Raw genomic sequence first — 25,460 nt, 5'->3', positions numbered from 1 at the left:
TGGAATTGTCAAGAATGAAGAGAAGTATTAGAGGATTGGAATACCCTCCAGATTTCCTGAAGAGGAGGACTGGAAGGTATTTTTAATTACTGCATTGAAAATGTATAAATTTTAAGGATGGGAAATATTGGCCGAGAGATTAACATTCGCGCTATTTCCTACAAAAATTCTAATGCAGAAGTTGCTTCCAGACGATGCTCCGAACAAATTTATAGAGTAATTACCGTCATAGTCAACATCTACTGGCTCTCCAAGGGTCTTATAACCTAGCCAATCGTCTTGGGCAAGCTGATAGGATACATTAGCTGGATATGAATTACTGGAGTATTGCCAACCTTGTAGCATGATTTTGCTGACACCGCTGGGAATAGAAAAAGTACTAGTGTAGGTAGCGCCATATTGTAATCCATTATACTGGAAACTGTCCACAAAGGCGTTTGTTGATATATTTCTTTGTCCATCTGAAGTATTCCCTAACATGATCTTCCATGCTCCATCAATATTCTTTACATGTATTACTTTTCCGGTTTCAGATTTACCGGAATTATCCTTTAAGTTCACGTATAATGAGTTACTGTTTTCAGTATCGACTGAAGTGATCTCGAGAGAGCTTAAGTCTGTACTGTTGCTGAATGCTTTATATTCTTTAATTTGTTCCTCAGAGTTGGAGAAGCGCTGATCCACAACCAAAGATGTAGCTTTTGTAAAGTCACCACTTACCATAGATGTGAGGAAATCTTTAACCACTTGGCTAGCTTCAGATTCAGGTGCTTTTTCAGCAAAGCTTATATTCCCGAATGAACAGATACTCAGAGTCAATGCAACTAAAATTAAACTCACTTTTCTAAGAAACATGATTTAGCCCTCCATATTTAAAATATTTTTTTATCCGATAGCAAACCACGACCCTCCTTTTTTTTGTATATTTGTATTATCTCGTAAAAAAAGAAAGATTTGAATGAGCCTAAGGGACTGATGTTATATATGTATTCATAAATACGATGTCGGATTTTGATGAAAAATTGTACATTTTATCGGCAGTTTCATTTGCTATACAATTACTTTAGAATAAGAAGATATAGTCGACTACCTGATTTGGAGGATTCTTATGCTTCGTAAATTGAAAAAGATGGATACGGGTATCATTTTCATCCTTGCGATGTTGATGGTCATTAGTGTATGTGCAACATACAGTGCGGGTATCTATTTTGAAAAAACAGGACAGGGTCATGGTAATGACTACATCAAAATGATTATCTTTTATGTGCTTGGTTTTCTGGTGATTTTGAGTCTGAGTATTTTCGATTATCGCTTGTTTGTAAGGCATTCCCTATATATTTATGGATTTGGGATTTTGCTACTTTTGTTAACAATCTTTGTAGGTGAAAAGAAGAATAATGCATCTGGTTGGCTGGATATAGGGGGATTAAGTATCCAGCCTGCGGAATTATTTAAATTAATCCTGGTTCTCTTTATGGCCTATGTATTAGTGCGTAGGAATAAGCAAAGAGCACAAATGCTCTTCTGGCGTGATGTAGTGCCGATTAGTATGATCACTTTTCTACCTTTTGTGCTTGTTTTGGCTCAGAATGACTTAGGTAATGCACTAAGTTATATTATTATCATGTTTGGAATGTTTTGGATTGGAAATATAAAGATGGCTCATGCGTTGATTGGTTTACTGCTCATAGCAGGAACGGCTAGCTCGGGAATATTTTGGTACACACATTATCATGACCAGGCTAAACATTTTTTATCTGATACCATTGGAAAACCTCACTTGGTTAACCGCTTTGATCCTTGGTTGGTTCCAGAGAAGGCCACTAGAGATGCTAAATATCAGACTGGTAATGGTAGGCTGGCCATAGCCTCAGGTAGCATGCTGGGTAAAGGATTTACAAAAGGTAGCTCAGTTCAATCGGGGCGTGTGCCGTATACGTATGCAGACTCGATCTTTGTTGTAGTGGCGGAGGAGTTTGGCTTTACTGGTTCGTCGCTATTGCTGGTGTTGTACTTTATTCTAATTTACCGGATGATTGTCATTGCGCTAGAGTGTCGGGAACGGTCAGGACCATATATAATTGTCGGAATTGTCTCCATGCTGCTATATCAGATTTTTGAAAATATCGGCGCTTTCCTCAATATCATGCCGCTGACAGGGATTACGCTGCCGTTCATTAGTTACGGCGGGACTTCTCTGATTATCAACATGGCGAGTATGGGCGTCATTATGAGCATTAAGATTCACGGTCAGGAGCTGGAGGATGATCTGCCACAGCCTTCCAGAGCGAGCTTGACGAAGGAGAAAAAAGCTTAGTATGCGTGGATTGTAAGTAAGTAGATACGAATGGATATTTGTATAAAGTAAAACGGTGTAACGAAAAGGTCCAGATTGTGAAATCTGGGCTTTTTCATATTCGCAGATCATAAACAAACCTTTGCCCTGAGCATTTTAAGAGACTCATAGGTTTAGATTCTCCCAATCCGGACAGACTGATAGACATGATAGAGTTTGGGTTTGGGGGGACGAAGATGAGAAGTTGGGTAAAGCAAGCTGCAATGATATTATTTTGTATTTCGATATTAATGATGTCTTGGGAAGGTCAAAAAACGGATGCCGCTATGACCACTGGAACAAGAGGAATCTTAGCTTCAGGAGTGGCAACAGCAGGGCTGAAAGTGATTCCACATGATTCCATTCGACTGCGTATTTTGGCCAATTCGGATCGCCCGGAGGATCAGTTGGTTAAACGCGAAATACGGGACGCTATTGTACAGCAGATGAATGCCTGGGTGGGTGAGCTGGAAAACCCGCAAAGCTTAGACCAAGCGAGATCATTGATTGATGCTCATTTACCTGAAATTGACCGTTTGGTAGGTATGGAACTGGCTCGTCGCGGCATTGCGTATGATCATCAGGTGGAACTGGCGAGCGTACCTTTCCCAACGAAAATGTACGGTGGTCTTGTCTACCCGGCAGGGAATTATGAGGCACTTCGGGTTACGCTGGGGCAAGGAAAAGGTCAAAATTGGTGGTGCGTGCTGTTTCCTCCGCTATGTTTTATTGATGCAGGCAGTGGGGAAGCAACGGCACAAACGGTATCAGCAAAAACGAATCACGGAGATAGTCGGACGAATGCTACTGACAAGGAGCCAGAAGTACGTTTTTTTCTGTGGGATGCACTTACGGGACTGTGTAACTGGGTGAGTGGTTTGTTTGCCTAAACGTTGAGGAGTGTAAGTTTCCCCATATGCTATAATGGAACTTACGATAGATATACACATGGCAGAGCCAAATGAACTGATCTTTCAAAGTAGCTTTATGGGGATCAAACGAAATAAGTGGCTTGTATGACAATAAGATATGGGATGATCTGATATGAGCGATAAATCGAATCAAATGCAAGACTTGCGCGGAGAATTTGTGCAAAAGGAAAAACCTGAGCAAAAGCTAGATGAACAGGGAATTCGCGAGCTGAAGCAGGCATTGAAGTCTTCCCATACACAATGGTGGGATGTAAGATGTTTGGTTCCTGTGAGCAACACTGACGGGGATGTTTCTGACGAAATTTGGGATGAACAGACTCTGATCACGGCGGAAAAGGGCATACGCGAGGCCGCCTTACTCCTCCAAGCTGGAGAGACGGTAGCCTTTCCTACGGAGACCGTGTACGGCCTGGGGGCCGATGCTCGTAGTACAAAAGCGGTGGAGGCGGTATTCGCTGCCAAAGGGCGTCCCTCCGATAACCCGCTCATTGTACATATTTCTGATGCTGATCAATTAGAGGGTATGGTAGCAAAAATAAACGATACAGCCCGGGCGCTGATGAATATGTTCTGGCCGGGACCACTGACTCTCGTATTGCCAGTGGTGCCGCAGGCACTGTCATCACGTGTGACAGCCGGTCTGGACACGGTTGGTGTGCGCATGCCAGATCATCCGATAGCGCTGCGCTTGATCGCTGAAGCGGGTTGTCCGTTGGCTGCGCCAAGCGCCAATCGTTCGGGAAGACCTAGTCCGACCCTAGCACAGCATGTGCGGGAGGATCTGGAGGACCGCATCGGCGGCATTTTAGACGGAGGTCCCACAGGGGTGGGACTGGAGTCCACGGTGGTGCAGGCGGGTGACGACGGAACCGTCACCATCCTGCGTCCCGGCGGCGTGACGGCTGAGCAGCTCGCTGCGGTTGCTCGCGCCGTCGTGCTGGACCCGGCGTTGGCTGCTACGCCCGGGGAAGACGCGGACAGCCCGGCGCCGCGCTCACCGGGCATGAAGTACACGCACTACGCGCCGCGAGGCCGCTTGAGCGTGGTACAAGGCCCGTCGTCCGTTGAAGTGACGGGCTGGATTCGCGCTGCGCTGGCGGAGGCTTCCGCCAGCGGGGAGCGCACGGCAGTGCTCGCGTTCGACGAGCACGCCGCCGGCTACGCCGGAGAACGCGTCTACACGCTAGGCAAGCTGGACGCGCTCCATGAGGCAGCGCAGCGCCTGTACGGCGTGCTGCGCCGCTGCGACGAGGACGGCGTCACCTACATTTTGGCGGAATCCTGTCCGCCGAAGGGATTGGGCGACGCCGTTATGAACCGCCTGCTTAAAGCGGCAGGTCACCGAATCGTCCGCCTGTAGCTACTGTCGAATCAGAGCCTCTTATATTAAATCTCCTCCCTCCTCGTCTCGGTATTGGGTACTTTCAGTGTATGCTTGTACTGATTTGCCCCTTGTCCGCATAACGTGTACAAGAACAGACGGATAATGGAGGGATGGAGTATGCTGACAGCCTCTGCCCATGCCGGGCAGGTTGTAACGATTCTGATCATGGCGGTAGCGCTAGGAATGGATGCGTTATCGCTGGGTGTAGGGATCGGCATGAAGGGGATACGCCTGCGAGACGTGCTGCGCATCAGCACTGTTATTGGTTTTTTTCACATTCTGATGCCATTGCTGGGAATCTTCACAGGCCATTATATGAGTTCTTTATTAGGTCATGTGACGACCTACTTCGCAGGGGGGCTACTCATCCTTTTAGGCGGGCATATGGTGTATAATTCCTTCAAAGGGGACGGCGTACAGGTATTGGATCATCGTTCGCCTTTAGGTCTTTTGCTGTTTGCACTTGGGGTGAGCGTGGATTCATTTTCTGTAGGAGTGTCACTGGGGATGTTCCAGAGTGATCTGGTGCTGTCCGTTCTGGCATTTGGTTTTTGCGGAGGAGCAATGGCGATGTTGGGCCTGCTGCTGGGTCGCAAGGTCAGCCGTAATCTAGGAGATTACGGGGAAGCAGTGGGCGGTGCCATTTTGCTGGCATTCGGCTTTATGTTTATGTTTTGATTTTAGCGCAGACAGTGTAAAATAAGTGCAGGGTTAAAGTAAGGGATTAGGATTATAGTAATCCTCTGTTTATATATTTTTTAACATACGGGGGGTGAAAACGTTGAAGAATATCTTATTTGTATGCACAGGGAATACCTGTCGCAGTCCAATGGCTGAAGGGATGCTGCGTAAGTTGGCTGATGAGCATGGACTAGAACTGGAAGTGCGTTCTGCGGGAGTGGCAGCGATGGAAGGCACGCCGATATCCCGACATGCAGAGGCGGTTCTACGTGATCACGATATATCCGATCAGATCACCTCAACCCCTTTGAGTGACGGGCTTGCCGGGTGGGCGCATCTGATCTTAACCTTGACGCAAGGACATAAACAGCACGTAATTCAGCGCTTTCCCCAAACGGCGGGCAAAGTATTTACGCTTAAGGAATATGTGGAGAACCGGGATGCGGTGTTGAATGATGTACAGGAGTTGGATGGTTTATATGCTTCACAGCAGTTGATGGCTTCACTCGGACAAGAGCTATCGGCGCAGGAGCGTGAACGAATGATTGAATTACACCAACGGATTCCGGGCTTTGATATTTCAGATCCGTTTGGCGGTTCGCGAGAAGACTACGATGTCACAGCTGCGGAAATCCGCACGGCACTGCATAAGCTGCTGGACAAGCTAAAGGCGTCTTCCGAATAAAATCGCTCTTACTCATCTATTTTGTACGGAATCTGTTGATTTTCGACGGTTAATCCGTTAAGATAAGGTGGAAAAATGAGAATCCGATGTAACTGGCGACAAAAGTGGGATTAACCACGATGGAGCATCGGATATACGGCCGGTCGCCTGGGCAAAAGAGCAATTCCACATAGGTGTGGACTGCTCTTTTTTCATATACGAGCTATGCCAGATTTTTAGCTGAGAGTTGATTGCTTTAAAGGTTCTTCCATTTTTTCTGCTCGAAAACTGAAACATCGGCTATAATATAGTCAGATTGTGATCAGGAGAGAGTGTGTTGAACTTGGGGCATGAGACCGTGCCTAGTCTCTGAGAGGCTGTTCAACCAAAGGAGGTTCCAATGGTGGGACAATTGGATCATGAGATTTCGCTGGAAGCACAGACCACTTCTGTCGCGCGGGAAATCGCAGAAGCAGCCAGTCTCAAGGCTGGTCGCCTGCTGGTTATTGGCGTTAGCACAAGTGAAGTGGCTGGAAGTCGAATTGGCACGGCGGGAGCGCTCGATGTGGCTCAGCAACTGTTGTCTGGAGTAGAGTCCGTTCGCAGAGAGTATGGCTTTGATGTGGCGTTTCAATGCTGTGAGCATTTGAACCGAGCGCTGGTCGTTGAGCGGGCTGTGCTGGAGCGACTGGGACTGATGGAGGTTGCAGCTGTTCCTATTCGTACAGCAGGAGGCTCTATGGCTACCGTCGCCTATCGTTCTATGAGCGACGCGTGTTTGGCGGCGAACGTGCAGGCTCATGCCGGGATAGACATCGGCGAAACGCTGATTGGCATGCATTTGCGACCGATTGCTGTTCCATTTCGCCCAAGCCTTCGCTGGATTGGCGAAGCACGTGTGACAGCGGCGTTCACCCGTCCTCCACTTATTGGCGGACAACGGGCGGTGTACAGTCTGGAGCAAGAAGTCGGCGGAAACTGCGATTAGCATTTGGCATGGCGACATGTTTGTACTAATCGTTTTTGCAATGATGATGAGGTACCCAACAGAGGAGCAGGCGTTTGCTTGTATACCCAACAATTGACTATGGAGAGGGAGTAATCAATCATGATGGAACACCTGCGTAAAAGTGACCCAGCAGTGATGGAAGCAATGGGACTTGAACTGAAACGACAACGCCACAATATCGAGCTAATCGCATCCGAGAACATTGTCAGTGAAGCAGTAATGGAAGCCATGGGCTCCGTGCTGACGAATAAATATGCTGAAGGTTACCCGAACAAACGCTACTATGGTGGCTGTGAGCATGTAGATATCGTTGAAGATATCGCACGTGACCGCGCAAAAGAACTGTTCGGTGCCGAGCATGCTAACGTGCAGCCCCACTCTGGAGCACAAGCCAACATGGCGGTGTATCTGGCGGCTCTCAAACCTGGAGATACTGTACTGGGTATGAATCTGGCGCATGGTGGCCATTTGACACACGGAAGTCCGGTTAACGCTTCTGGCTTGTTGTATAACTTTGCTGCTTACGGTGTACGCGAAGACAACTTCCGCATCGACTACGATGAAGTGCGCAAGGCAGCCTTCAAGCACCGTCCTCGTCTGATTGTAGCTGGCGCGAGTGCATATCCGCGTACTATTGATTTTGAAGCTTTTGCTTCCATTGCCAATGATGTAGGTGCTCTGTTTATGGTGGATATGGCACATATTGCAGGTCTCGTGGCAGCGGGAATTCACCCAAGTCCAGTTCCGCATGCCCAATTTGTAACAACAACGACACACAAAACGCTACGTGGTCCGCGTGGGGGTCTGATTCTGACTCGCAAAGCATGGGCGCAAGCGATTGATAAAGCTATTTTCCCTGGTACTCAAGGGGGGCCACTGATGCATGTGATCGCGTCCAAAGCGGTTGCTTTGGGTGAAGCGCTCCAGCCATCGTTCAAAACCTATGCGCAAAACGTAGTTCGCAACGCACAGGTGCTGGCTGAAACACTGTTGGCTGAAGGGATTAACATTGTATCCGGTGGTACGGATAACCATCTGATGCTGTTGGATACGCGCAATTTGAATATCACAGGTAAAGAAGCGGAGCATGTATTGGATTCCGTGGGCATCACAGTCAATAAGAATGCGATTCCTTTTGACCCGACCAGTCCATTCGTAACCAGCGGGATTCGTATTGGTACACCTGCTGCAACATCTCGTGGGATGGATGAAGAGGCTATGGTCAAAATCGGTAAAATCATTGCTGAAACTCTTAAAAACCCGAAAGATGATACTGTATTGTCCAAAGCAAGCCAAGCGGTTGGCGAGTTGACAGACAAGTTCCCGATCTATCCAGGAACTCAATACTAATTCATCGACATTCATAATCTTTATGTTATAGGCTGTTTTCCTTCCGTAAGCCGGAGGAGAACAGCCTTTTTTTGCTTCCGAACGACTCGAAACTTACATTTTTGGGTAATAAGCGATTACAGTAAGGGTTTATGCGCGCGCGCTTCCTTCATATCTACGACAAAGGAGTGATTGCATTGAGTCAAAGAAAATCCGCGCAATTATTGCAGCAACTTGTATTCGTGGGACCGATGGCGTTGTTTTTCGTCTTGATTATGGTCATTCCGTTCCTGCTGGGACTGTATTATTCTATGACGAACTGGGATGGAGTATCTGAGAATATCCGATGGCTCGGGCTAGGGAATTACGTTCATATATTTAGGGATGATCCAGATTTCCGTAATGCGTTCTGGTTTACAGTTCGGTTTACCGTATGTGGTGTCATTCTGACGAACCTGATTGGCTTTTTCCTAGCCTATGCACTTACCAAACCGTTGCGTACCCGTAATGCACTGCGGACTGTATTTTTTATGCCCAATATGATTGGCGGCTTGCTGCTCGGTTTCATCTGGCAATTTATATTTGTACGCGGCTTTTCTGCGGTAGGGGAGGCAACAGGGCTTTCCTTTTTTAAACTGCCGTGGCTGGGTGATGGGCCAACTGCTTTTTGGGGAACTGTCATTGTGTTTGTATGGCAATATGCAGGTTATCTCATGGTTATTTACATATCCTCGTTAAATAATGTCCCGCATGCCCTGATTGAATCGGCTCAAATCGACGGCGCGAGCCGAAGACAGATTTTGCGTTATATTGTAGTGCCGCTTATTATGCCAGCGGTGACCGTCTGCTTGTTCCTGGCGATATCCTGGTCCTTTAAAGTATTTGAGTTGAATTTGGCTCTCACCAAGGGGGGACCTTTCAAGTCGACAGAGTCTGTAGCGTTGGATATATATAATGAAGCGTTTACAAATAACCGACTTGGATTGGGGACTGCCAAAGCTATGATTTTCTTTGTGGTCGTTGCAATCATTACCAGCATTCAGGTGCGTCTCACGAAGAAAAAGGAGGTCGAAATGTAATGGAAAAAACGTCAAACTATCGTTTGGGCACATGGGCTGCTGAAATATTGCTAATTGTGATCGGGTTAATCTTTCTGGTTCCGTTTTATTTTTTGCTCGTAAACTCCGTTAAATCCTTTGGCGACATTTTGGCCCATTCCGCTTCGTGGCCGACAACCTTCCGTTTTGAAAACTATGCTAACGCCTGGAATAAAATAAACTTTCCCACAGCACTGGGGAATTCACTGATTGTCACGATCGTCAGTAATGCGCTTTTGCTGCTAATCAGCTCGATGGCCGCTTACCAGATGGTTCGGCATGACACTCGTTTTAACCGGTTCCTGTTCGGTTTGCTTGTGGCTGCGATGGTAGTTCCCTTTCAATCGATTATGTTGCCGCTTATGGAAGTGTCCAACGTATTGAGCTTGAACAACAGTATACCGGGACTGATCTTATGTTATCTGGGTTTTGGAGCGCCTTTATCCGTTTTTCTTTTTCATGGCTTTATTAAAACGGTACCTATTGAGATCGAGCAGGCGGCAAGGGTGGACGGTTCATCCCGGTACGGGGTGTTCTTTCGCATCGTTTGTCCACTGCTGCTGCCTATGTTCGTAACCGTGCTTATCTTGAATACCTTATGGATCTGGAATGACTATCTGTTGCCTTCGCTCATTTTGAATGATCCTGAGCTGCGTACCATTCCGATTGCAACCTATATGTTGTTTGGTCAGTACACCAAGCAATGGGACTTGGCGCTGCCAGCACTGGTGTTGGGGATCACGCCAATTGTTGTGTTTTTTCTGGTGATGCAAAAATACATCGTTTCTGGCATTGCAGCCGGCGCGGTCAAAGGCTGATGGGAGGGATAATCGATGAAAAAAACAGCGTTATTTGTCATCTCCTTGATGGTGCTGCTCGGATGTACACTTGCAGGTTGTGGAAATACGAAGGCTCAACAGAGTGAGACGAAAACGATACACATTTATCAATTCAAAGTAGAGATTTCGGAACCGCTAAATAAGCTGAAGGCAGAATATGAAAAAACACACCCTGGCATCAAGCTGGATATCCAATCTGTCGGTGGTGGTACGGACTACGGTGCTTCGTTGAAGGCTAAATTCGCATCAGGCGATCAGCCGGACATTTTTACAAATGAGGGCTACCAGGACCGCGATACGTGGTTGGAGTACTTGGAGGATTTGTCGGATCAGCCATGGGTGAAGGATCTGGACGATTTCGCTCGTAAGCCGATGACGGTTAACGGTAAGATTTATGGACAGCCTATGAATCTCGAGGGATTTGGTTTTGTTTATAACAAGGATTTGTTCAAAAAAGCGGGCATAACTAAACTGCCTCAGACGATAGATAAACTGGAGGAAGCAGCCAAGCGACTGAAAGCGGCAGGGATTATACCTTTTGCTAACGGGTATGCGGAATGGTGGGTTCTGGGGAACCATTTTATCAATATCCCGTTTGCCAGACAGCCGAACCCGGAAAGTTATGTTGAGGATTTAAACAAAGGAACGGCTCGCATCCCCGGTAATCCCGTGTTCGATCAGTGGGTGAAGTTGCTTGACCTGACTATAAAATATGGGAACCGCAATCCGCTCACGACGGATTACAATACACAAGTGACACTATTTTCGACAGGTAAGGCTGCTATGATGCACCAGGGGAACTGGACGCAGCCACAAATGGATGGAATTAATCCTAACTTGAATTTGGGTATTCTGCCTGCGCCTATAGACAATGATCCCTCCACAGGAGGTAGACTCGCTGTGGGAGTGGCTTCGAACTGGGTGGTCAACAAAAATTCGCCTGTGAAGCAGGAGGCAAAAGAATTCCTCAATTGGTTGGTCACATCAGAAACAGGCAAGCATTATATCACCAAGGAATTTAAGTTTGTTCCTGCCTTCAAAAGTATTACGTCCAGCGACGAGACGACAGGCGATCTAGGTGCAGAAATATCTCGGCATGTGAGGGAAGGCAAGATATGGAGTTGGAACTTCCAACGCTTTCCGAAGGGGCTGAATCAGGATTTAAGCAGCAGTATGCAAGCCTATATTGCAGGGGTTATCACAAAGGATGAAATGCTTCAGCAATTTCAGGGGGCATGGGACAATTTGAAGTATAGATAAAAGAATAGCCCTGCATGAGGATGCAAAGGCTAAAGCTCGGGCAGGAAGCTTAAAGCCCGCAGGCTCTGACGGTCAAGGGTCGTCAGAGCCTTTTTGACGTGTTTTTGTGTGACGAAAGTCACATAAAAATGGTCCTATTAAGTATTTTACATGTCATATCTTTCCCTTGACAAAAGGTTACAGTGGCAGGTGTTAAATCAATCAAGGGAATGTTATAATAAACAGGATTTACAGGCACGCATTGCATCTGTGCTTATTTGGTTTGTACAAATAGGTTACATAGATCCTTTCGACTCAGGATAGTTCGATATGCTGGTGCGAAAGAACGTGACGATAATACCGGAGGGAATATATTATGGCGAAACTGGTGGTTTGTGATCACCCTTTGATCCAACACAAACTTACATTTATCCGCGATGTGCGGACCAACACCAAGGATTTCCGCGAGCTGGTGGATGAAGTGGCAACATTGATGGCTTATGAAATTACACGGGATATCCCGCTGGAAAGCATTACGGTGCAGACACCGGTTGCTGAGACAGAAGGTAAAGTGATTTCCGGACGTATGCTGGGTCTTATTCCGATTCTGCGTGCAGGCTTGGGTATGCTGGATGGCGTAGTAAAACTGCTGCCTGCAGCAAAGGTGGGCCATGTGGGACTGTTCCGCGATCCTGAGACGCTGCAACCCGTAGAATACTATACGAAGCTGCCTACAGATGTAACTGAGCGCGAATTGATCGTGATTGATCCGATGCTTGCAACGGGTGGCTCGGCAATTGCGGCGATTGATGTGTTGAAAAAGAGAGGCTGCACTCAAATTAAAATGATGAATCTGATTGCTGCTCCTGAAGGAGTCAAAGCTGTGCAGGATGCGCATCCTGATGTAGACATCTATGTCGCTGCACTGGACGAGCGTCTGGATGATCATGGATATATCATTCCGGGTCTTGGTGACGCGGGAGACCGCTTGTACGGAACCAAGTAGACTGCTTTGGCGGTTCGGCAAAATCTATGGACGTTATGACAGGTCCTTATTTTAAATAATGGAAGATCTGTGAAGCGGACATTTATTATGAAAAGGGGTTCAACAGAAAATGTCCAAAATCAAAGTGATGACAATTTTTGGTGTGCGTCCGGAAGCGATTAAGATGGCTCCTCTTATTTTGGAGCTTCAGCGTCACCCGGAGCATATCGAGTCCGTGGTATGCGTTACGGCTCAACATCGCCAGATGCTTGATCAGGTTCTGGAAGTTTTCAATATTCACCCTGACTATGATCTGGACGTAATGAAGGATCGCCAGACACTAAATGAAATCTCCATGCGGGTACTTCAAGGTCTGGAACCTGTATTGCGTGAGGCCAAGCCCGATATCGTGTTGGTTCATGGCGATACGCTGACCACTTTCCTCGCCAGCTATGCAGCCTTTATGCAGCAGATTGAAGTAGGGCATGTGGAAGCGGGTTTGCGGACGTGGAACAAGCTTTCTCCATATCCTGAAGAAATGAACCGTCAGCTTACAGGCGTACTGTCTGATCTGCATTTCTCGCCTACTTCTTTATCGGCTGGAAATTTGCGGAAGGAAAATAAGCCTGAATCGCGAATATATGTTACAGGCAATACAGTGACTGACGTATTTCAGTATACGGTTCGCCAGGATTACGAGCACCCTGTACTGGACTGGGCTCAGGGCAAACGCCTGATTCTTATGACAGCACATCGCCGGGAATCCCAAGGGGAACCGCACCGTCAGATTTTTAATGCAGTTAAGCGAATTGCAGATGAGTTTGAGGACATCGCTATTGTTTATCCGGTTCATCCGAGTCCGGCTGTGAAGGAACCTGCATTTGAGATTTTAGGCAACCATCCGCGTATTAAGCTGATTGATCCGCTGGATGTCGTTGATCTGCACAATTTTTACCCACATACACATCTGATCCTTACAGATTCCGGTGGGCTTCAGGAAGAAGCGCCTTCGTTCGGAGTACCTGTTCTGGTGCTGCGTGATACGACTGAAAGACCGGAAGGAATTGAAGCGGGCACCTTGGAACTGGTGGGTACGAACGAAGAGAACGTGTACAATCGGACCAAGGCACTTTTGACAGATTCCGCGTTGTACGATTCTATGAGTCAGGCAGCGAATCCTTACGGCGATGGAAAAGCATCAGTAAGAATTGTCAATGCGATTTTGCACCATTATGGCGTTCAATCCGAACGTCCTGAAGAATTTCACACAATGTTCACAAAAGGTGTTCGTCCGATATAATTATTCTTTACAAGGCAAGCATACAGTTAAACTGTACGGTTACCAAGGGATACAGCAATTTAAGATGCTTTGTCGTTTGATTTTATACTTTAGGGCGCTAAAATATCTCAATTGACAAAGCATCTTATATTTAAGTAAAATGGACTGGAATTGCAGGGGTGACATGGAAAAGTGGTCAAACCTTCCAAGCAAAACAACAACCGAAATAACACCGGAAATGCCTTCAAGGCAATTGGATTAGTGAGCGCGATCGGCATTGATTTGGCGATATGCACACTGGGTGGTTTCTATGCCGGAAAGTGGCTCGATGCCAAACTTGGTGGCTCCGGAATTTGGATTGGCGTAAGCGTTCTCGCAGGCTTGGTTGTAGGCGCATTAAGTATTGCCCTTGTGATCGGAAAGGTATTGAGGGATAACCATGAATGAGATGACCCGTATGCAAAAAATGTTATGGATCGTAGCGCTTGGTATTATGGCTCTGTGTTTCCTGGTCTCCGCCTTCATGCCCCAACATCGTGACATTGCTCACGGAATCATTCTGGGAACGGGAGTAAGCTGTCTTAATGTGCTGTATATGGCCTACAAAATTCGACAGGTTGCGAATGCAGCCGCCGGTGAAGGCAAGAAGAAAAAGGTGGGCATTGGCTTTGGCGTTCGAGTAGGGACCTCTATTTTGGCAGTAGTGCTGGCGCTAGAATTTCCGGCCTATTTCCATGAGATCGCTGTAATGGCAAGCCTGGTGACTGGACAATTTCTTCTTTTAATTATAGGCATCATATTCGCGCTACAGGAAAAATGATGGCTCAACTGAGAAAGGGGTGAGAAAACATGTTGCATGAATCACCGATTATCCAATTGGGCGGGTTTAACATTGACTTGTCCGTCATTATTATGCTAGTTGTGACTTGCGCGATTGTATTTGGACTGGCATTTGCTGCAACGCGCAATTTGTCTGTGGACAATCCAAGCAAGCTGCAAAATTTTATGGAATGGGTCGTCGAATTTGTTCAAGGACTGATTACCAGCACGATGGATTTGAAAAAAGGGAAGCCATTCCTCTCTTTGGGGATGACGCTGATCATGTTCATCTTCGTCGGAAATATGCTGGGCTTACCGTTCGGGATTGTGACCGAATTCGATAATGTACAAAGTGCCCAAGTATTTGGACATGAAATCATTCCTGTCAAAGAAGCAATAGAACAAGCACAGGCGTCTCACTCAGGCGAAGCTGCCCATGTAGGTATCAGCTGGTGGAAATCACCTACCGCAGATGCAGGGGTATCCATTGGACTGGCTTTGATGATCTTTGTCCTGGTTCATTTCCTGGGGATTTTCCGTAATACCAAAGCTTACTTCAAGCATTACATTCAGCCATTTCCATTCTTTTTGCCAATTAACTTGATTGAGCAGTTCTCAAAACTGTTGACACATGGTATGCGTCTATTCGGTAATATTTTTGCCGGCGAAGTTTTGATCAGTGTCCTGCTGAAATTGACAGCACTTGGTGTAGGAGGCTGGATTGCTTCCGTATTGGGACTCGTGGTCTGGCAAGGATTCAGTATTTTTGTCGGCAGTATTCAGGCGTTCGTCTTCACCATTTTGACGTTCGTATATATTTCGCAGGCAATTGACACGCATGAAGAAGAGCATTAGGTAAAATTAGTTTCGGGTTTTTAGTTAAGTTCAGGAGTACGCTTCGCTCTTAACTGCAAATACATGTACAACACAAATACACATCTCTAAGGAGGATTTTTTAAATGGGAGCTTGGGCATTAATAGCAGCAGCTATCGCAGTAGGTTTGGGTGCGCTCGGCGCAGGTATTGGTAACGGTCTGATTGTAAGTAAAACAGTTGAAGGTATCGCTCGTCAGCCTGAGGCTAAATCAACTTTGCAAACGGTAATGTTTATCGGTGTAGGTCTGGTTGAAGCCTTGCCTATTATCGGGGTCGTTCTGGCGTTTATTTTCTACGCTAAGGCATAATAATTTGAAACTTGCAAGGTTTGGCGGGGAAGGCCACAGCCATCCGCGCCTTCTTTGTTGCTTGGCTTAAGAGATAACTAGTACTGACGTTCACCGGAAAGGAGTGACTTCAATTGAGTTTAAATTGGACAAGTATCGTTTTCACAATCATTGCATTTTTGATCTTGTACTGGTTACTGACGCGTTATGCATTCGGACCTCTCTTTTCCGTTATGGAGAAGCGGCGTCAGCTTGTATTACAGCAAATGAATGAAGCGGCACAGACGCGTGAACAGGCTGCTGCTTATGTTGAGGAGCAAAAGCAGGCTCTCCAGCAGGCACGTAAGGAAGCGTACGACATTATTGAGCAGTCAAAACAAACAGGTAACAAACAAGCGGAGCAAATTATTGTTCAGGCTAAAGACGAAGCTGTCCGCCTGAAAGACGAAGCTGTTCGTGAAATCACAAGCGAGCGTAATAAGGCGGTTGCCGAACTGCGCAGCGAAGTGGGTAAAGCTTCGGTACAAATTGCTTCCAAACTGATTCAAAAGGAAATCAAGGAAGACCAAGTCCAGGGAGAGCTTGTCGACCAATACCTTAAAGAGGTAGGAGGCAAAGCATGAGCCGGGATACGGTAGTAGCCAAACGGTATGCGAAAGCTTTGTTTGAAGTGGCAGAGCAGGAACAGACCATTATGGAAACCGAGCAGGAGCTACGTGCTTTTGTAGAGGCTGTATCGGGGGATGCTGAAATCCGTAAATTCATTGATTCTCCTAACATTACGGAAGCGGTCAAGCTTCAAGTTCTGGCTAACAGTTTTGAAGGCAAGTTGTCTGCCTCGCTAATTAACACGATCAAACTGTTGATTCAGCGGAGTAGAGCAGATTTGTTCGAATCTCTCCTTGCCGGATACCTCGATATTCAGGAATACAAGCTGGGACTTGCTCATGCAAAGGTGTATTCGACTTATGCTTTAAGTGATCAGGAAAAAACAGCGGTAGCCGAGGAATTCGGAGCCCGTGAACATAAAACAATCCGTGTGGAAAATATAGTGGACCCGAGTCTGCTGGGCGGATTAAAAGTGGTTATCGGCGATACACTGTACGACGGCAGTCTGGCCGGCAAGCTGGATCGTCTCGAGAAATCCTTTAACAGACGAGTATAGAAGATAGGGGTGAACACACTTGAGTATCAAACCTGAGGAAATCAGTTCATTGATTAAAAGTCAGATTGAACAATATAAAAATGATATCGAGGTCGTTGAAGTCGGCACTGTTGTTGAAGTCGGCGACGGTATTGCCCGCGTCTACGGACTGGAAAAAGTTATGGCCGGTGAATTGGTTGAATTCGACACTGGCGTATTGGGCTTGGCGCTCAACGTGGAAGAAAGCAATGTCGGTGTTGTTATTTTGGGTCAATTCTCCGACATTCGTGAAGGCGGTCAAGTAAAACGTACAGGTCAGATTATGCAGGTCCCTGTAGGGGAAGCAATGATCGGACGTGTAGTTAACCCACTGGGACAACCGGTTGATGGTAAAGGACCGATTGCTACGACTGAATTCCGTCCGGTTGAAAGTCAGGCTCCAGGCGTTATGGCCCGTAAATCGGTACATGAGCCTATGCAGACGGGGATTAAAGCTATTGATGCGATGGTTCCGATTGGTCGTGGTCAACGTGAGTTGATCATCGGTGACCGTCAAACAGGTAAAACATCTATCGCAATCGATGCAATTTTGAACCAAAAAGGTAACGGCATGAAATGTATTTATGTCGCTATTGGTCAAAAACAATCCACGGTAGCTCAAGTTGTTGAAACATTACGTCGTCACGGTGCGCTGGAATATACGATTGTCGTTACGGCATCTGCTTCCGAACCATCGCCATTGCTGTACATTGCTCCTTACTCTGGCTGCGCCATGGGTGAGTATTTCATGTACAAAGGCGAGCATGTCCTTGTTGTTTATGATGACTTGACTAAACAAGCGTCAGCTTACCGGGAACTGTCCCTGTTGCTGCGTCGTCCACCGGGTCGTGAGGCATATCCGGGTGACGTTTTCTATCTTCACTCTCGCTTGCTGGAACGTGCAGCGAAGCTGAATGATGAGTTGGGCGGCGGATCACTTACCGCATTGCCGTTCATCGAGACACAGGCTTCCGACGTTTCTGCATATATTCCAACCAACGTTATTTCCATCACGGATGGTCAGATCTTCCTGGAAGCTGACTTGTTCTATGCAGGGCAACGTCCGGCGATCAACGTAGGTATTTCCGTATCTCGTGTAGGTGGTTCAGCTCAGATTAAAGCGATGAAAAAGGTAGCAGGTTCCCTGCGTCTGGATCTTGCTCAATATCGTGAGCTCCAAGCGTTCTCCCAATTCGGGTCCGACTTGGATAAATCCACAAAAGCTCGTCTGGATCGCGGCGCACGGATGATGGAAATTCTGAAACAGGGTGTTAACCAACCGCTTGCTGTAGAGCAACAAGTAGTGAGCTTGTATACTGCTGTAAAAGGCTTCCTTGATGATATCCCTGTAGCGGATGTAAAACGTTTTGAGAAAGACTTCCTGTCTTTCATGGTGTCTGACCATCAGGACGTGCTTCAATCTATCCGCGACACGAAAGACTTGGTGGCTGATAACGAAACGGCTTTGAAGGCAGCTATCGAGAAATTCAAAAAATCATTCGCCACGTCGGTTTAATACATTGGAATTTGCCTGTTTATGATGAAAGATGTCCTAAGGAAGCGTGCCCTCCGGGTTTTGGCTTCCTTGGCATGTTTTACCCTCAATAACAGGCCCTTTAACATATGCCCGGCTGGATTTGAATCTTACGAAGTTAGCTTTGGCTTTGCCGAAGCTTGAAGGTGGTGAAATCATGGCAAAAGGTATGCGCGAGATTAAACGTCAGATTAAAAGTGTGCAGAGTACGAAGCAGATCACGAAAGCGATGGAAATGGTTGCTGCATCCAAGCTGAGAAAAGCTCAGGAGAAAGCGGAGTCGGCTCGTCCTTACTCGGAAAAGCTTAAGGAAGTTGTGAGTAGCATTGCTTCTGGAGCGAATAACATCAAGCATCCAATGCTGGAAACGCGTCCGGTTAAAAAAACTGCTTATCTCATCATTACATCTGATCGTGGTCTGGCTGGTGGTTATAACGCCAATATTTTACGACAGGTTACACAGACGATTTCTGAACGTCACCGTTCACAGGATGAATTTGTGATTTTCATCATTGGGCGAAAAGGACGGGATTATTTTAGACGTCGTGAATTTCCTATCGCTGAATCGGTAACAGATCTGTCGGATACACCTGCTTTTGCAGATATCAAAACAATTGCAAGCAAGGCTGTACAAGGCTTTGAACTTAAAGAATTTGATGAGCTTTATCTATGCTATAACCGCTTTGTCAACGCATTGACTCAAATTCCAACAGTTGACCGTCTGTTACCAATGGCGACACCGGATTCAGCTACAGCTTCATCCTCAATTAACTATGAGTATGAGCCTTCACCAGAAGGAGTGCTGGAAGTATTGCTGCCACGTTACGCGGAAACGCTCATTTACGGCGCTTTGCTGGATGGTAAAGCTAGTGAACTGGGAGCGAAGATGACGGCAATGGGATCTGCTACGAAGAATGCCTCCAAGTTAATTGGTGAGCTTTCCTTGACCTATAACCGTGCTCGTCAAGCGGCTATTACCCAGGAAATTACGGAAATCGTTGCAGGGGCAAGCGCTCAGTCTTAATCAGGCTTATAGCGACTGTTTTATAGCAGAGTCTACACTATTATGATAAATTGCGGGCGCAAAACAAATCAGAGTGGTTCGGATTTGCGGCTGTGCAAGCTTGTAGGAGGGAAACCAAAAGATGAACAAAGGACGCGTAGTGAGCATCATGGGTCCGGTTGTCGACGTTGAGTTTGAACGTGGACAGCTTCCGGAAATCCTGAATGCCATTCATATTGGGACTGTGCTGGAGAGCGGAGTCAAAATTGACCTGACGCTCGAAGCTTCAAAACATCTAGGTGACAACCGTGTGCGTTGTATTGCCATGTCTTCCACAGATGGTTTGGTTCGTGGAGCTGAAGCCATAGATCTAGGAGCACCTATTTCAGTACCTGTCGGCGAAGCTACTCTTGGACGCGTATTTAACGTACTTGGTACGCCAATTGATAATGGTGCTGATATGAGTGAAACGGCTAGAAATCCGATTCACCGTCAAGCTCCTTCTTTCGATGAGCTGACAACTCAAGCAGAGATGCTCGAAACCGGTATTAAAGTTATCGACTTGCTGGCTCCTTATGCCAAGGGTGGTAAAGTCGGATTGTTTGGTGGTGCTGGTGTAGGTAAAACCGTAACCATTCAAGAATTGATTAACAATATCGCTCAGGAGCATGGTGGTATTTCTGTATTTGCGGGTGTAGGTGAACGCACACGTGAAGGAAATGACTTGTACCATGAAATGAGAGATTCCGGCGTTATCAACAAAACAGCGATGGTATTCGGACAAATGAACGAGCCTCCAGGTGCACGTTTGCGTGTAGCTCTCACAGGTCTGACGATGGCGGAATACTTCCGTGACCAAGAAGGCCGTGACGTGTTGCTCTTTATTGATAACATTTTCCGCTTTACCCAAGCAGGTTCTGAGGTTTCTGCCCTGTTGGGACGTATGCCTTCAGCAGTAGGTTACCAGCCTACGCTGGCTACTGAGATGGGTCAATTGCAAGAACGGATTACTTCTACTAAAAAAGGTTCCGTTACTTCCATTCAGGCGATCTACGTGCCTGCGGATGACTACACTGACCCTGCACCTGCTACAACATTTGCCCATTTGGATGCTACAACGAATCTGGAACGTAAAATTTCCGAAATGGGTATTTACCCGGCGGTTGATCCACTCGCATCAAGCTCCCGGATTTTGGCTCCAGACGTTGTGGGTGAAGAGCATTACAATGTAGCGCAAGGGGTAAAACAAATTTTGGCCCGCTACAATGAGCTTCAGGATATCATTGCCATCCTGGGTATGGACGAGCTGAGTGAAGAAGATAAAATGTTGGTAGCACGTGCACGTAAAATCCAGCGTTTCCTTTCTCAACCTTTCCACGTTGCCGAAACATTTAACGGCTTCCCAGGTAAATATGTGCCGGTTAAAGAAACTGTACGAAGCTTCAAAGAAATTTTGGAAGGCAAGTATGACCACCTTCCAGAAGCGGCCTTCCTTTTTGTAGGAGCCATTGAAGAAGCAGTTGAAAAAGCTAAAACGCTGTAAACATACAGGCAAAGAATAGCCGAGCCTTACGAAGTGAGCTGTCTGCGGACAGCTTCCAGGAGGGATTCAAGTGAGCACGTATTTACTAGAGATTGTGACGCCGGAGCGCCTGGTCTATACAGAACAGGTAAACAGCATCAGTGTTCGCGGCTCGGAAGGCGATCTTGGGATTTTGCCCGGACACCTTCCCTTGGTCACTCCCTTGAAGATTGCACCGATACGCATTAAAATCGGTGGTCAAACCGAAGTGATCGCGGTCAATGGGGGCTTTCTTGAAGTCCGCAAGGATAAAGTGGTCATTTTGGCTGAGAGTGCGGAACGTTCCGAAGAAATTGATGTGGAGCGTGCCCGTGCGGCAAGGGAGCGGGCAGAACTGCGGCTCCAGAGCAAGCAGGAACAAATAGATCATCATCGGGCGGAAGTAGCTCTGCAACGGGCGCTTAACCGTCTAAATGCTACAAGCATCAGAACCAATAAGAATTAATATTGGATTTTAAGTGGAATTTTAAAAGGGTTCGGCATAGTATACGGATGGAACGACAAGGAGACCAATTCATAACTTCTGCCAGAAAATGTCCGGTAGAAGATGAGGAGGAACCTTGCTTCCTTCGATCACTGTGATCGGACCCTTTTTTTAGCTGTTATTACCAAATGTACAGTCCTATTTCTTGCCTGACTGCTAGGTATTTAGTACCTTTTAAATTCACGAAACAGAAGGGATTAATCACATTTTGTCGAAATAAATGTCCTAAAAACAGAAATAGCACTGGCATATTAGGCGTTCGCCGAGTATTATAAAGAAGTCTGTGACGCAGATGGGAGGAATTCTGGTTGAACGGGAAACAGCAATTGGCTGAACAGCTAAGTCAATCGGCGAGTATGACCGCGCTGATCTCCATGATCGTATCGCTCATCTGTATAGCATTAGCTTGGTGGGCTTTGCAGAGCTTAAAGCTGGATTTGTTAATCCGGCAACCCAAAGGACCGCAGGGCAGATTGCTGCACTTGTTTCTTGCTATTATTTTGGGACAGTTGGTTTCTGGGTTCCTGTTAAGCTACATCTCTTGGAGCCAGATGCTCTAGAATTTGTTTTAACATGAAGTAGGCGGGTTATATGACCTTATGACTGTGTCTCTGCGGGAATTGTCGAATAACATCGCGTCATATTGTTAACAATGGTAAACAAAAGAACCATACATGTATAGCTGGCTAAATCAGTTAGAGTACAATGGTCGTCAAGTACAAAAAAACGCTTGTATACTTGTTTTAATCAGTGGTATGATGGCAGTTAGGGTATTAGTAAAATCTTGTTTTTTTATGTAATGAAAAAGCAAGGCATGAAAATAGCGGAATATGTTCTTTTTTTCCAGAATGGAAAAGGGAAATGACGCGCGGAGGGAACCATAGATGAGCAAATTTATCGTCCGCGGTGGCAACAGATTGACCGGGAGTGTCAAAGTCAGCGGAGCCAAAAACTCAGTTCTGCCGATCATCGCCGCTTCTCTGCTAGGAGAAGAAGGAGAAAGTGTTATTATTGATGCACCTCCTCTAGACGATGTGATGACCATTAACAAAGTGCTGGAGTCCTTAGGAGCAGGCGTTACATACCAAGATGAGGTCATTCGTGTTGACGCGCGGAAGATAGTTTCCTGTGAAGCCCCTTATGAGTGGGTTAGGAAAATGCGCGCATCATTCTTGGTTATGGGACCGCTGCTTACACGTTTGGGACGTACAAGAATCTCGCTTCCAGGCGGATGCGCAATCGGAACGCGACCCATTGATCAGCATTTGAAGGGTTTTGAGGCATTGGGCGCGGAAATTAGCCTGGGCCAAGGTTTTATTGAAGCTAAAAGTAACGGGCGTCTGCGTGGAGCTAAAGTTTATTTGGATGTAGCCAGCGTAGGGGCAACCGAGAATATTATGATGGCCGCTACTCTTGCTGAGGGCGTAACTACCATCGAGAATGCTGCTAAGGAACCTGAGATTGTTGATCTCGCAAATTTCCTGAATGGAATGGGTGCCAAAGTACGCGGTGCGGGCACGGGCGTTATTCGTATTGAAGGCGTTGAGAAGCTGCATGGTGTAAAACATACCGTCATTCCCGACCGGGTAGAAGCAGGTACTTATATGGTTGCTGCTGCGATCACAGGCGGGAACGTATATGTAGAAGGCGCAATATCCGATCATTTGGGTCCGGTTATTTCCAAGATGGAAGAAATGGGTGTAACCATTCAACCTGATGAGAACGGAATTCGTGTCATTGCAGATAAGCCGTTAAAAGCCGTTGATGTTAAAACGTTGCCTTATCCAGGTTTTCCTACCGATATGCAGTCTCAGATGATGGCACTTCAGCTTGCCGCTGAAGGAACGAGCATTATTACGGAAACCGTGTTTGAAAATCGCTTCATGCATGTGGATGAATTTCATCTCATGAATGCGGAGATTAAGGTCGAAGGCCGTTCTGCCATTGTAACGGGTAATGCTAAGCTGACAGGCGCGAAAGTAACCTCTACAGATTTGCGTGCAGGTGCTGCGTTAATTCTGACCGGACTCATTGCGGAAGGTACAACGGAGGTATCTGGCGTACATCACATCGATCGCGGTTACGTTCATTTGGCTGAGAAGCTGACTGGATTGGGAGCGGACATTTACAGAGTGACCGTGGAAGAATCCAAATTGGATCATTCGCCCAGTACAGAGCGCGTAATGCCAGAAGAGACGTCAGGGAATCTGTTTAAGAAGATCCAGCCTTCCCTCGCCTAAGCTTTAACGTATGTAGCTTCATGTTGCATAAGTATATTCTTGAATAACGAAGAACCAAGTCCAAAAGGGCTTGGTTCTTTTGTTGTTTGCAGCCAGTCTTTTTTCATTCTTTCAGTTCTCTTAAAACGGTTCTATCAAAGTGGACGACTTCATATGATTGAAAATATCTGCTGGAGTATATCTATACTTTCAGCCGGATACTTAGCCCTTTGATGGAGGTTTCAGCCTATGAAAGATTCGCAGGTTCGCATCCGTATACCCATTCATCATCCTAAGGAACATCGCCAGGGTTCACTTGCGGAGGAAGGCTCTGGCTCTATAGCTACCTTGTTACAGAAAAATAAGCTTATGCAACAGCAGCCGGACGCAAGAGGTACATTGCCAACTGGCGTCAAGCTTAATCGGCGTTCAACAGCTGTGCCTTCCGCTGTGAACTCCGTTGATACGGCTCTGCCTATCGCTGGAGCAGCGGCCCATGACACACGCGCTACAAGCCCGCTGCAGGTGCCGCTGCCGCACCTGCGTCCTTCGGCCGGGCGTGTCCCACGCTGGGGCAGCCGCCGCCCATGGCTGCCATTCGCCGCCATGGCAGGGGTGCTGGTGCTTGCCATGGCTGTGCCCGCGCTAATGGCGTGGCCTCGCCAGACGGCGCATCCGGTGCCGCCAAGCAGTCGCACGGCAGCACCGGATGCGCCTAGCGTGACGGCAAAGGGTGAGGCGCCCGTCACGCGCTTACCGGGCGTCCCGCCGATGCCAGCGGTGCCCGCTGCTCCAACGCGCAGCGTACCGGTGACGGCAGAGCCGGACGTGCGTGTGTACGTCACGTCCACCGGCCGCACGGAGACGTTACCACTGGAGCAATACATTGTCGGCGTAGTAGCTGCCGAAATGCCGCCTAGCTTCGAGACGGAGGCGCTGAAAGCGCAGGCCATTGCCGCGCGTACCTTCATTGCCCGGCGTTTGCTGGCTGATGACACTAGCGGGGCCCCGGCGGGGGCAGATGTGACGGATACTGTTAAACATCAGGCTTATATCTCCAAAGCCAAACTTACTAGAGAATGGGAGCATTCTGGTAAATCCGCAGAGCTGGCTAAAATTCAGCAGGCCGTACGAGACACCAAGGATACGATCATGGTATATGAAGGCAAGCCCATTACGGCCTCTTTTTTTTCTACTAGCAATGGTTACACCGAAAATTCAGAGGATGTATGGGCGAAGGCAGTGCCCTATTTACGAAGCGTATCAAGTCCATGGGACAAGCAGTTGGCCCCGCGGTATACAGAAACCGTCACACTGAGTCGTCAAAGCGTGTTCGATAGATTGGGGTTAAGTCGTACTGCAATTGCCGCCTCTACTGGAGGAGGAAGTATGCCAGAGATTCGTATACTCTCCAAGACAGAAGGACATCGCATCAAGAAGATTGAAGTTGGTGGCTCAATCTTTACAGGGCCGGAGATACGTAACAAACTGGGGTTGCGTTCGGCTGAGTTTACGTGGAAGGCTGAAGGGGACCGGATTGCTATAACAACCTATGGTTATGGTCATGGTGTTGGTATGAGTCAGTGGGGAGCTAATGGAATGGCCAAGGAAGGTCATACTGCTACTCAAATTCTTCTTCACTATTATACTGGCATTTCTTTTGCGCAAGCCTCTCGTATTCTAAGTTAGTAAATATTTCG

26 protein-coding genes and 1 riboswitch are annotated in these 25,460 nt (G+C 47.1%); of the genes, 25 read left to right on the top strand and 1 reads right to left on the bottom strand.

Translation table 11 applies throughout. The features are described 5' to 3' along the window. Positions 1 to 111: 111 nt before the first annotated feature. The gene (locus NSQ68_RS23625; RefSeq protein ID WP_165146151.1) at positions 112 to 855 is read right to left on the bottom strand and encodes a DUF4878 domain-containing protein; all 744 of its coding nucleotides are present in this window, start codon (positions 853 to 855) and stop codon (positions 112 to 114) included. A 253-nt stretch (positions 856 to 1,108) separates the two neighbouring features. On the opposite strand from NSQ68_RS23625, the gene NSQ68_RS23620 reads away from it, so the two are divergent. The 25 genes from NSQ68_RS23620 to spoIID all read left to right on the top strand — a co-directional run bounded on the left by NSQ68_RS23620 (position 1,109) and on the right by spoIID (position 25,449). Next, a complete protein-coding gene (locus NSQ68_RS23620; protein ID WP_165146154.1) occupies positions 1,109 to 2,317 on the top strand; it encodes an FtsW/RodA/SpoVE family cell cycle protein in 1,209 nt (402 codons plus the stop codon). A gap of 215 nt (positions 2,318 to 2,532) precedes the next feature. Further along, positions 2,533 to 3,225 (top strand): stage II sporulation protein R, encoded by a 693-nt coding sequence (gene spoIIR, locus NSQ68_RS23615; RefSeq protein ID WP_342427337.1) that lies wholly within the window; start codon positions 2,533 to 2,535, stop codon positions 3,223 to 3,225. 154 nt (positions 3,226 to 3,379) lie between these two features. Next, positions 3,380 to 4,627, top strand: a complete 1,248-nt coding sequence (locus tag NSQ68_RS23610; RefSeq protein ID WP_342427336.1) for an L-threonylcarbamoyladenylate synthase — start codon at positions 3,380 to 3,382, stop codon at positions 4,625 to 4,627. A gap of 141 nt (positions 4,628 to 4,768) precedes the next feature. Continuing rightward, positions 4,769 to 5,329, top strand: coding sequence for a manganese efflux pump (locus NSQ68_RS23605; RefSeq protein WP_250240619.1), 561 nt, complete (start codon positions 4,769 to 4,771; stop codon positions 5,327 to 5,329). A 103-nt stretch (positions 5,330 to 5,432) separates the two neighbouring features. After that, on the top strand, positions 5,433 to 6,017 hold the full coding sequence (locus NSQ68_RS23600; protein WP_342427335.1) for a low molecular weight protein arginine phosphatase: 585 nt from the start codon (positions 5,433 to 5,435) through the stop codon (positions 6,015 to 6,017). 78 nt (positions 6,018 to 6,095) lie between these two features. Continuing rightward, positions 6,096 to 6,177, top strand: a riboswitch (ZMP/ZTP riboswitch). 219 nt (positions 6,178 to 6,396) lie between these two features. Beyond that, positions 6,397 to 6,984, top strand: coding sequence for a TIGR01440 family protein (locus NSQ68_RS23595; RefSeq protein WP_307351392.1), 588 nt, complete (start codon positions 6,397 to 6,399; stop codon positions 6,982 to 6,984). 120 nt (positions 6,985 to 7,104) lie between these two features. Then, a complete protein-coding gene (glyA, locus tag NSQ68_RS23590; protein ID WP_013312336.1) occupies positions 7,105 to 8,355 on the top strand; it encodes a serine hydroxymethyltransferase in 1,251 nt (416 codons plus the stop codon). A 176-nt stretch (positions 8,356 to 8,531) separates the two neighbouring features. Beyond that, positions 8,532 to 9,413 carry a sugar ABC transporter permease gene (locus NSQ68_RS23585; protein ID WP_342427334.1) on the top strand — a complete coding sequence of 294 codons (882 nt, stop codon included), beginning with the start codon at positions 8,532 to 8,534 and terminating at the stop codon, positions 9,411 to 9,413. Then, positions 9,413 to 10,249 (top strand): carbohydrate ABC transporter permease, encoded by an 837-nt coding sequence (locus NSQ68_RS23580; RefSeq protein ID WP_250240615.1) that lies wholly within the window; start codon positions 9,413 to 9,415, stop codon positions 10,247 to 10,249. Before NSQ68_RS23585 ends, NSQ68_RS23580 begins: the two co-directional genes overlap by 1 nt. A 15-nt stretch (positions 10,250 to 10,264) precedes the next feature. Continuing rightward, positions 10,265 to 11,530 (top strand): ABC transporter substrate-binding protein, encoded by a 1,266-nt coding sequence (locus NSQ68_RS23575; protein ID WP_342427333.1) that lies wholly within the window; start codon positions 10,265 to 10,267, stop codon positions 11,528 to 11,530. Positions 11,531 to 11,885: 355 nt separating this feature from the next. Further along, positions 11,886 to 12,515: a uracil phosphoribosyltransferase gene (gene upp / locus NSQ68_RS23570; RefSeq protein WP_013312332.1), complete on the top strand. Its 630-nt coding sequence runs from the start codon at positions 11,886 to 11,888 to the stop codon at positions 12,513 to 12,515. Between the two features lie 109 nt (positions 12,516 to 12,624). Beyond that, on the top strand, positions 12,625 to 13,794 hold the full coding sequence (gene wecB / locus NSQ68_RS23565; RefSeq protein WP_250240606.1) for a UDP-N-acetylglucosamine 2-epimerase (non-hydrolyzing): 1,170 nt from the start codon (positions 12,625 to 12,627) through the stop codon (positions 13,792 to 13,794). A gap of 171 nt (positions 13,795 to 13,965) precedes the next feature. Beyond that, entirely contained in the window at positions 13,966 to 14,220 is a 255-nt protein-coding gene (locus NSQ68_RS23560; protein ID WP_023990711.1) for an AtpZ/AtpI family protein, read from the top strand. Continuing rightward, complete coding sequence (locus tag NSQ68_RS23555; RefSeq protein WP_069010012.1) at positions 14,213 to 14,593, top strand: ATP synthase subunit I; 381 nt, start codon at positions 14,213 to 14,215, stop codon at positions 14,591 to 14,593. Before NSQ68_RS23560 ends, NSQ68_RS23555 begins: the two co-directional genes overlap by 8 nt. Positions 14,594 to 14,622: 29 nt before the next feature. Continuing rightward, positions 14,623 to 15,447, top strand: a complete 825-nt coding sequence (gene atpB, locus NSQ68_RS23550; protein WP_342427332.1) for a F0F1 ATP synthase subunit A — start codon at positions 14,623 to 14,625, stop codon at positions 15,445 to 15,447. Positions 15,448 to 15,551: 104 nt separating this feature from the next. Further along, a complete protein-coding gene (atpE, locus tag NSQ68_RS23545; RefSeq protein WP_025683777.1) occupies positions 15,552 to 15,776 on the top strand; it encodes a F0F1 ATP synthase subunit C in 225 nt (74 codons plus the stop codon). A 113-nt stretch (positions 15,777 to 15,889) separates the two neighbouring features. Further along, complete coding sequence (atpF, locus tag NSQ68_RS23540) at positions 15,890 to 16,378, top strand: F0F1 ATP synthase subunit B (RefSeq protein WP_023990709.1); 489 nt, start codon at positions 15,890 to 15,892, stop codon at positions 16,376 to 16,378. Then, positions 16,375 to 16,920, top strand: a complete 546-nt coding sequence (locus tag NSQ68_RS23535; protein WP_342427331.1) for a F0F1 ATP synthase subunit delta — start codon at positions 16,375 to 16,377, stop codon at positions 16,918 to 16,920. The genes atpF and NSQ68_RS23535 overlap by 4 nt, the downstream gene beginning before the upstream one ends. 19 nt (positions 16,921 to 16,939) lie before the next feature. Continuing rightward, positions 16,940 to 18,454 (top strand): F0F1 ATP synthase subunit alpha, encoded by a 1,515-nt coding sequence (atpA, locus tag NSQ68_RS23530; protein ID WP_029518506.1) that lies wholly within the window; start codon positions 16,940 to 16,942, stop codon positions 18,452 to 18,454. A gap of 175 nt (positions 18,455 to 18,629) precedes the next feature. Continuing rightward, positions 18,630 to 19,496: an ATP synthase F1 subunit gamma gene (gene atpG, locus NSQ68_RS23525; RefSeq protein WP_023990707.1), complete on the top strand. Its 867-nt coding sequence runs from the start codon at positions 18,630 to 18,632 to the stop codon at positions 19,494 to 19,496. A gap of 121 nt (positions 19,497 to 19,617) precedes the next feature. Further along, positions 19,618 to 21,018, top strand: coding sequence for a F0F1 ATP synthase subunit beta (atpD, locus tag NSQ68_RS23520; RefSeq protein WP_029518505.1), 1,401 nt, complete (start codon positions 19,618 to 19,620; stop codon positions 21,016 to 21,018). A gap of 70 nt (positions 21,019 to 21,088) precedes the next feature. Continuing rightward, on the top strand, positions 21,089 to 21,502 hold the full coding sequence (locus NSQ68_RS23515; protein WP_013312322.1) for a F0F1 ATP synthase subunit epsilon: 414 nt from the start codon (positions 21,089 to 21,091) through the stop codon (positions 21,500 to 21,502). Between the two features lie 347 nt (positions 21,503 to 21,849). Then, positions 21,850 to 22,101 (top strand): DUF1146 family protein, encoded by a 252-nt coding sequence (locus NSQ68_RS23510; RefSeq protein ID WP_013373430.1) that lies wholly within the window; start codon positions 21,850 to 21,852, stop codon positions 22,099 to 22,101. Positions 22,102 to 22,425: 324 nt separating this feature from the next. After that, positions 22,426 to 23,781 (top strand): UDP-N-acetylglucosamine 1-carboxyvinyltransferase, encoded by a 1,356-nt coding sequence (gene murA / locus NSQ68_RS23505; RefSeq protein ID WP_307351418.1) that lies wholly within the window; start codon positions 22,426 to 22,428, stop codon positions 23,779 to 23,781. Positions 23,782 to 24,009: 228 nt separating this feature from the next. Continuing rightward, positions 24,010 to 25,449 carry a stage II sporulation protein D gene (gene spoIID / locus NSQ68_RS23500; RefSeq protein ID WP_342427330.1) on the top strand — a complete coding sequence of 480 codons (1,440 nt, stop codon included), beginning with the start codon at positions 24,010 to 24,012 and terminating at the stop codon, positions 25,447 to 25,449. The last annotated feature ends 11 nt before the right edge of the window (positions 25,450 to 25,460 follow it).

Source organism: Paenibacillus sp. FSL L8-0158 (genome assembly GCF_038592965.1).
Classification (GTDB): domain Bacteria; phylum Bacillota; class Bacilli; order Paenibacillales; family Paenibacillaceae; genus Paenibacillus; species Paenibacillus polymyxa_D.
Note: the sequence above shows the minus strand (reverse complement) of the source record. Positions and strands in the feature narration are given on the sequence as shown.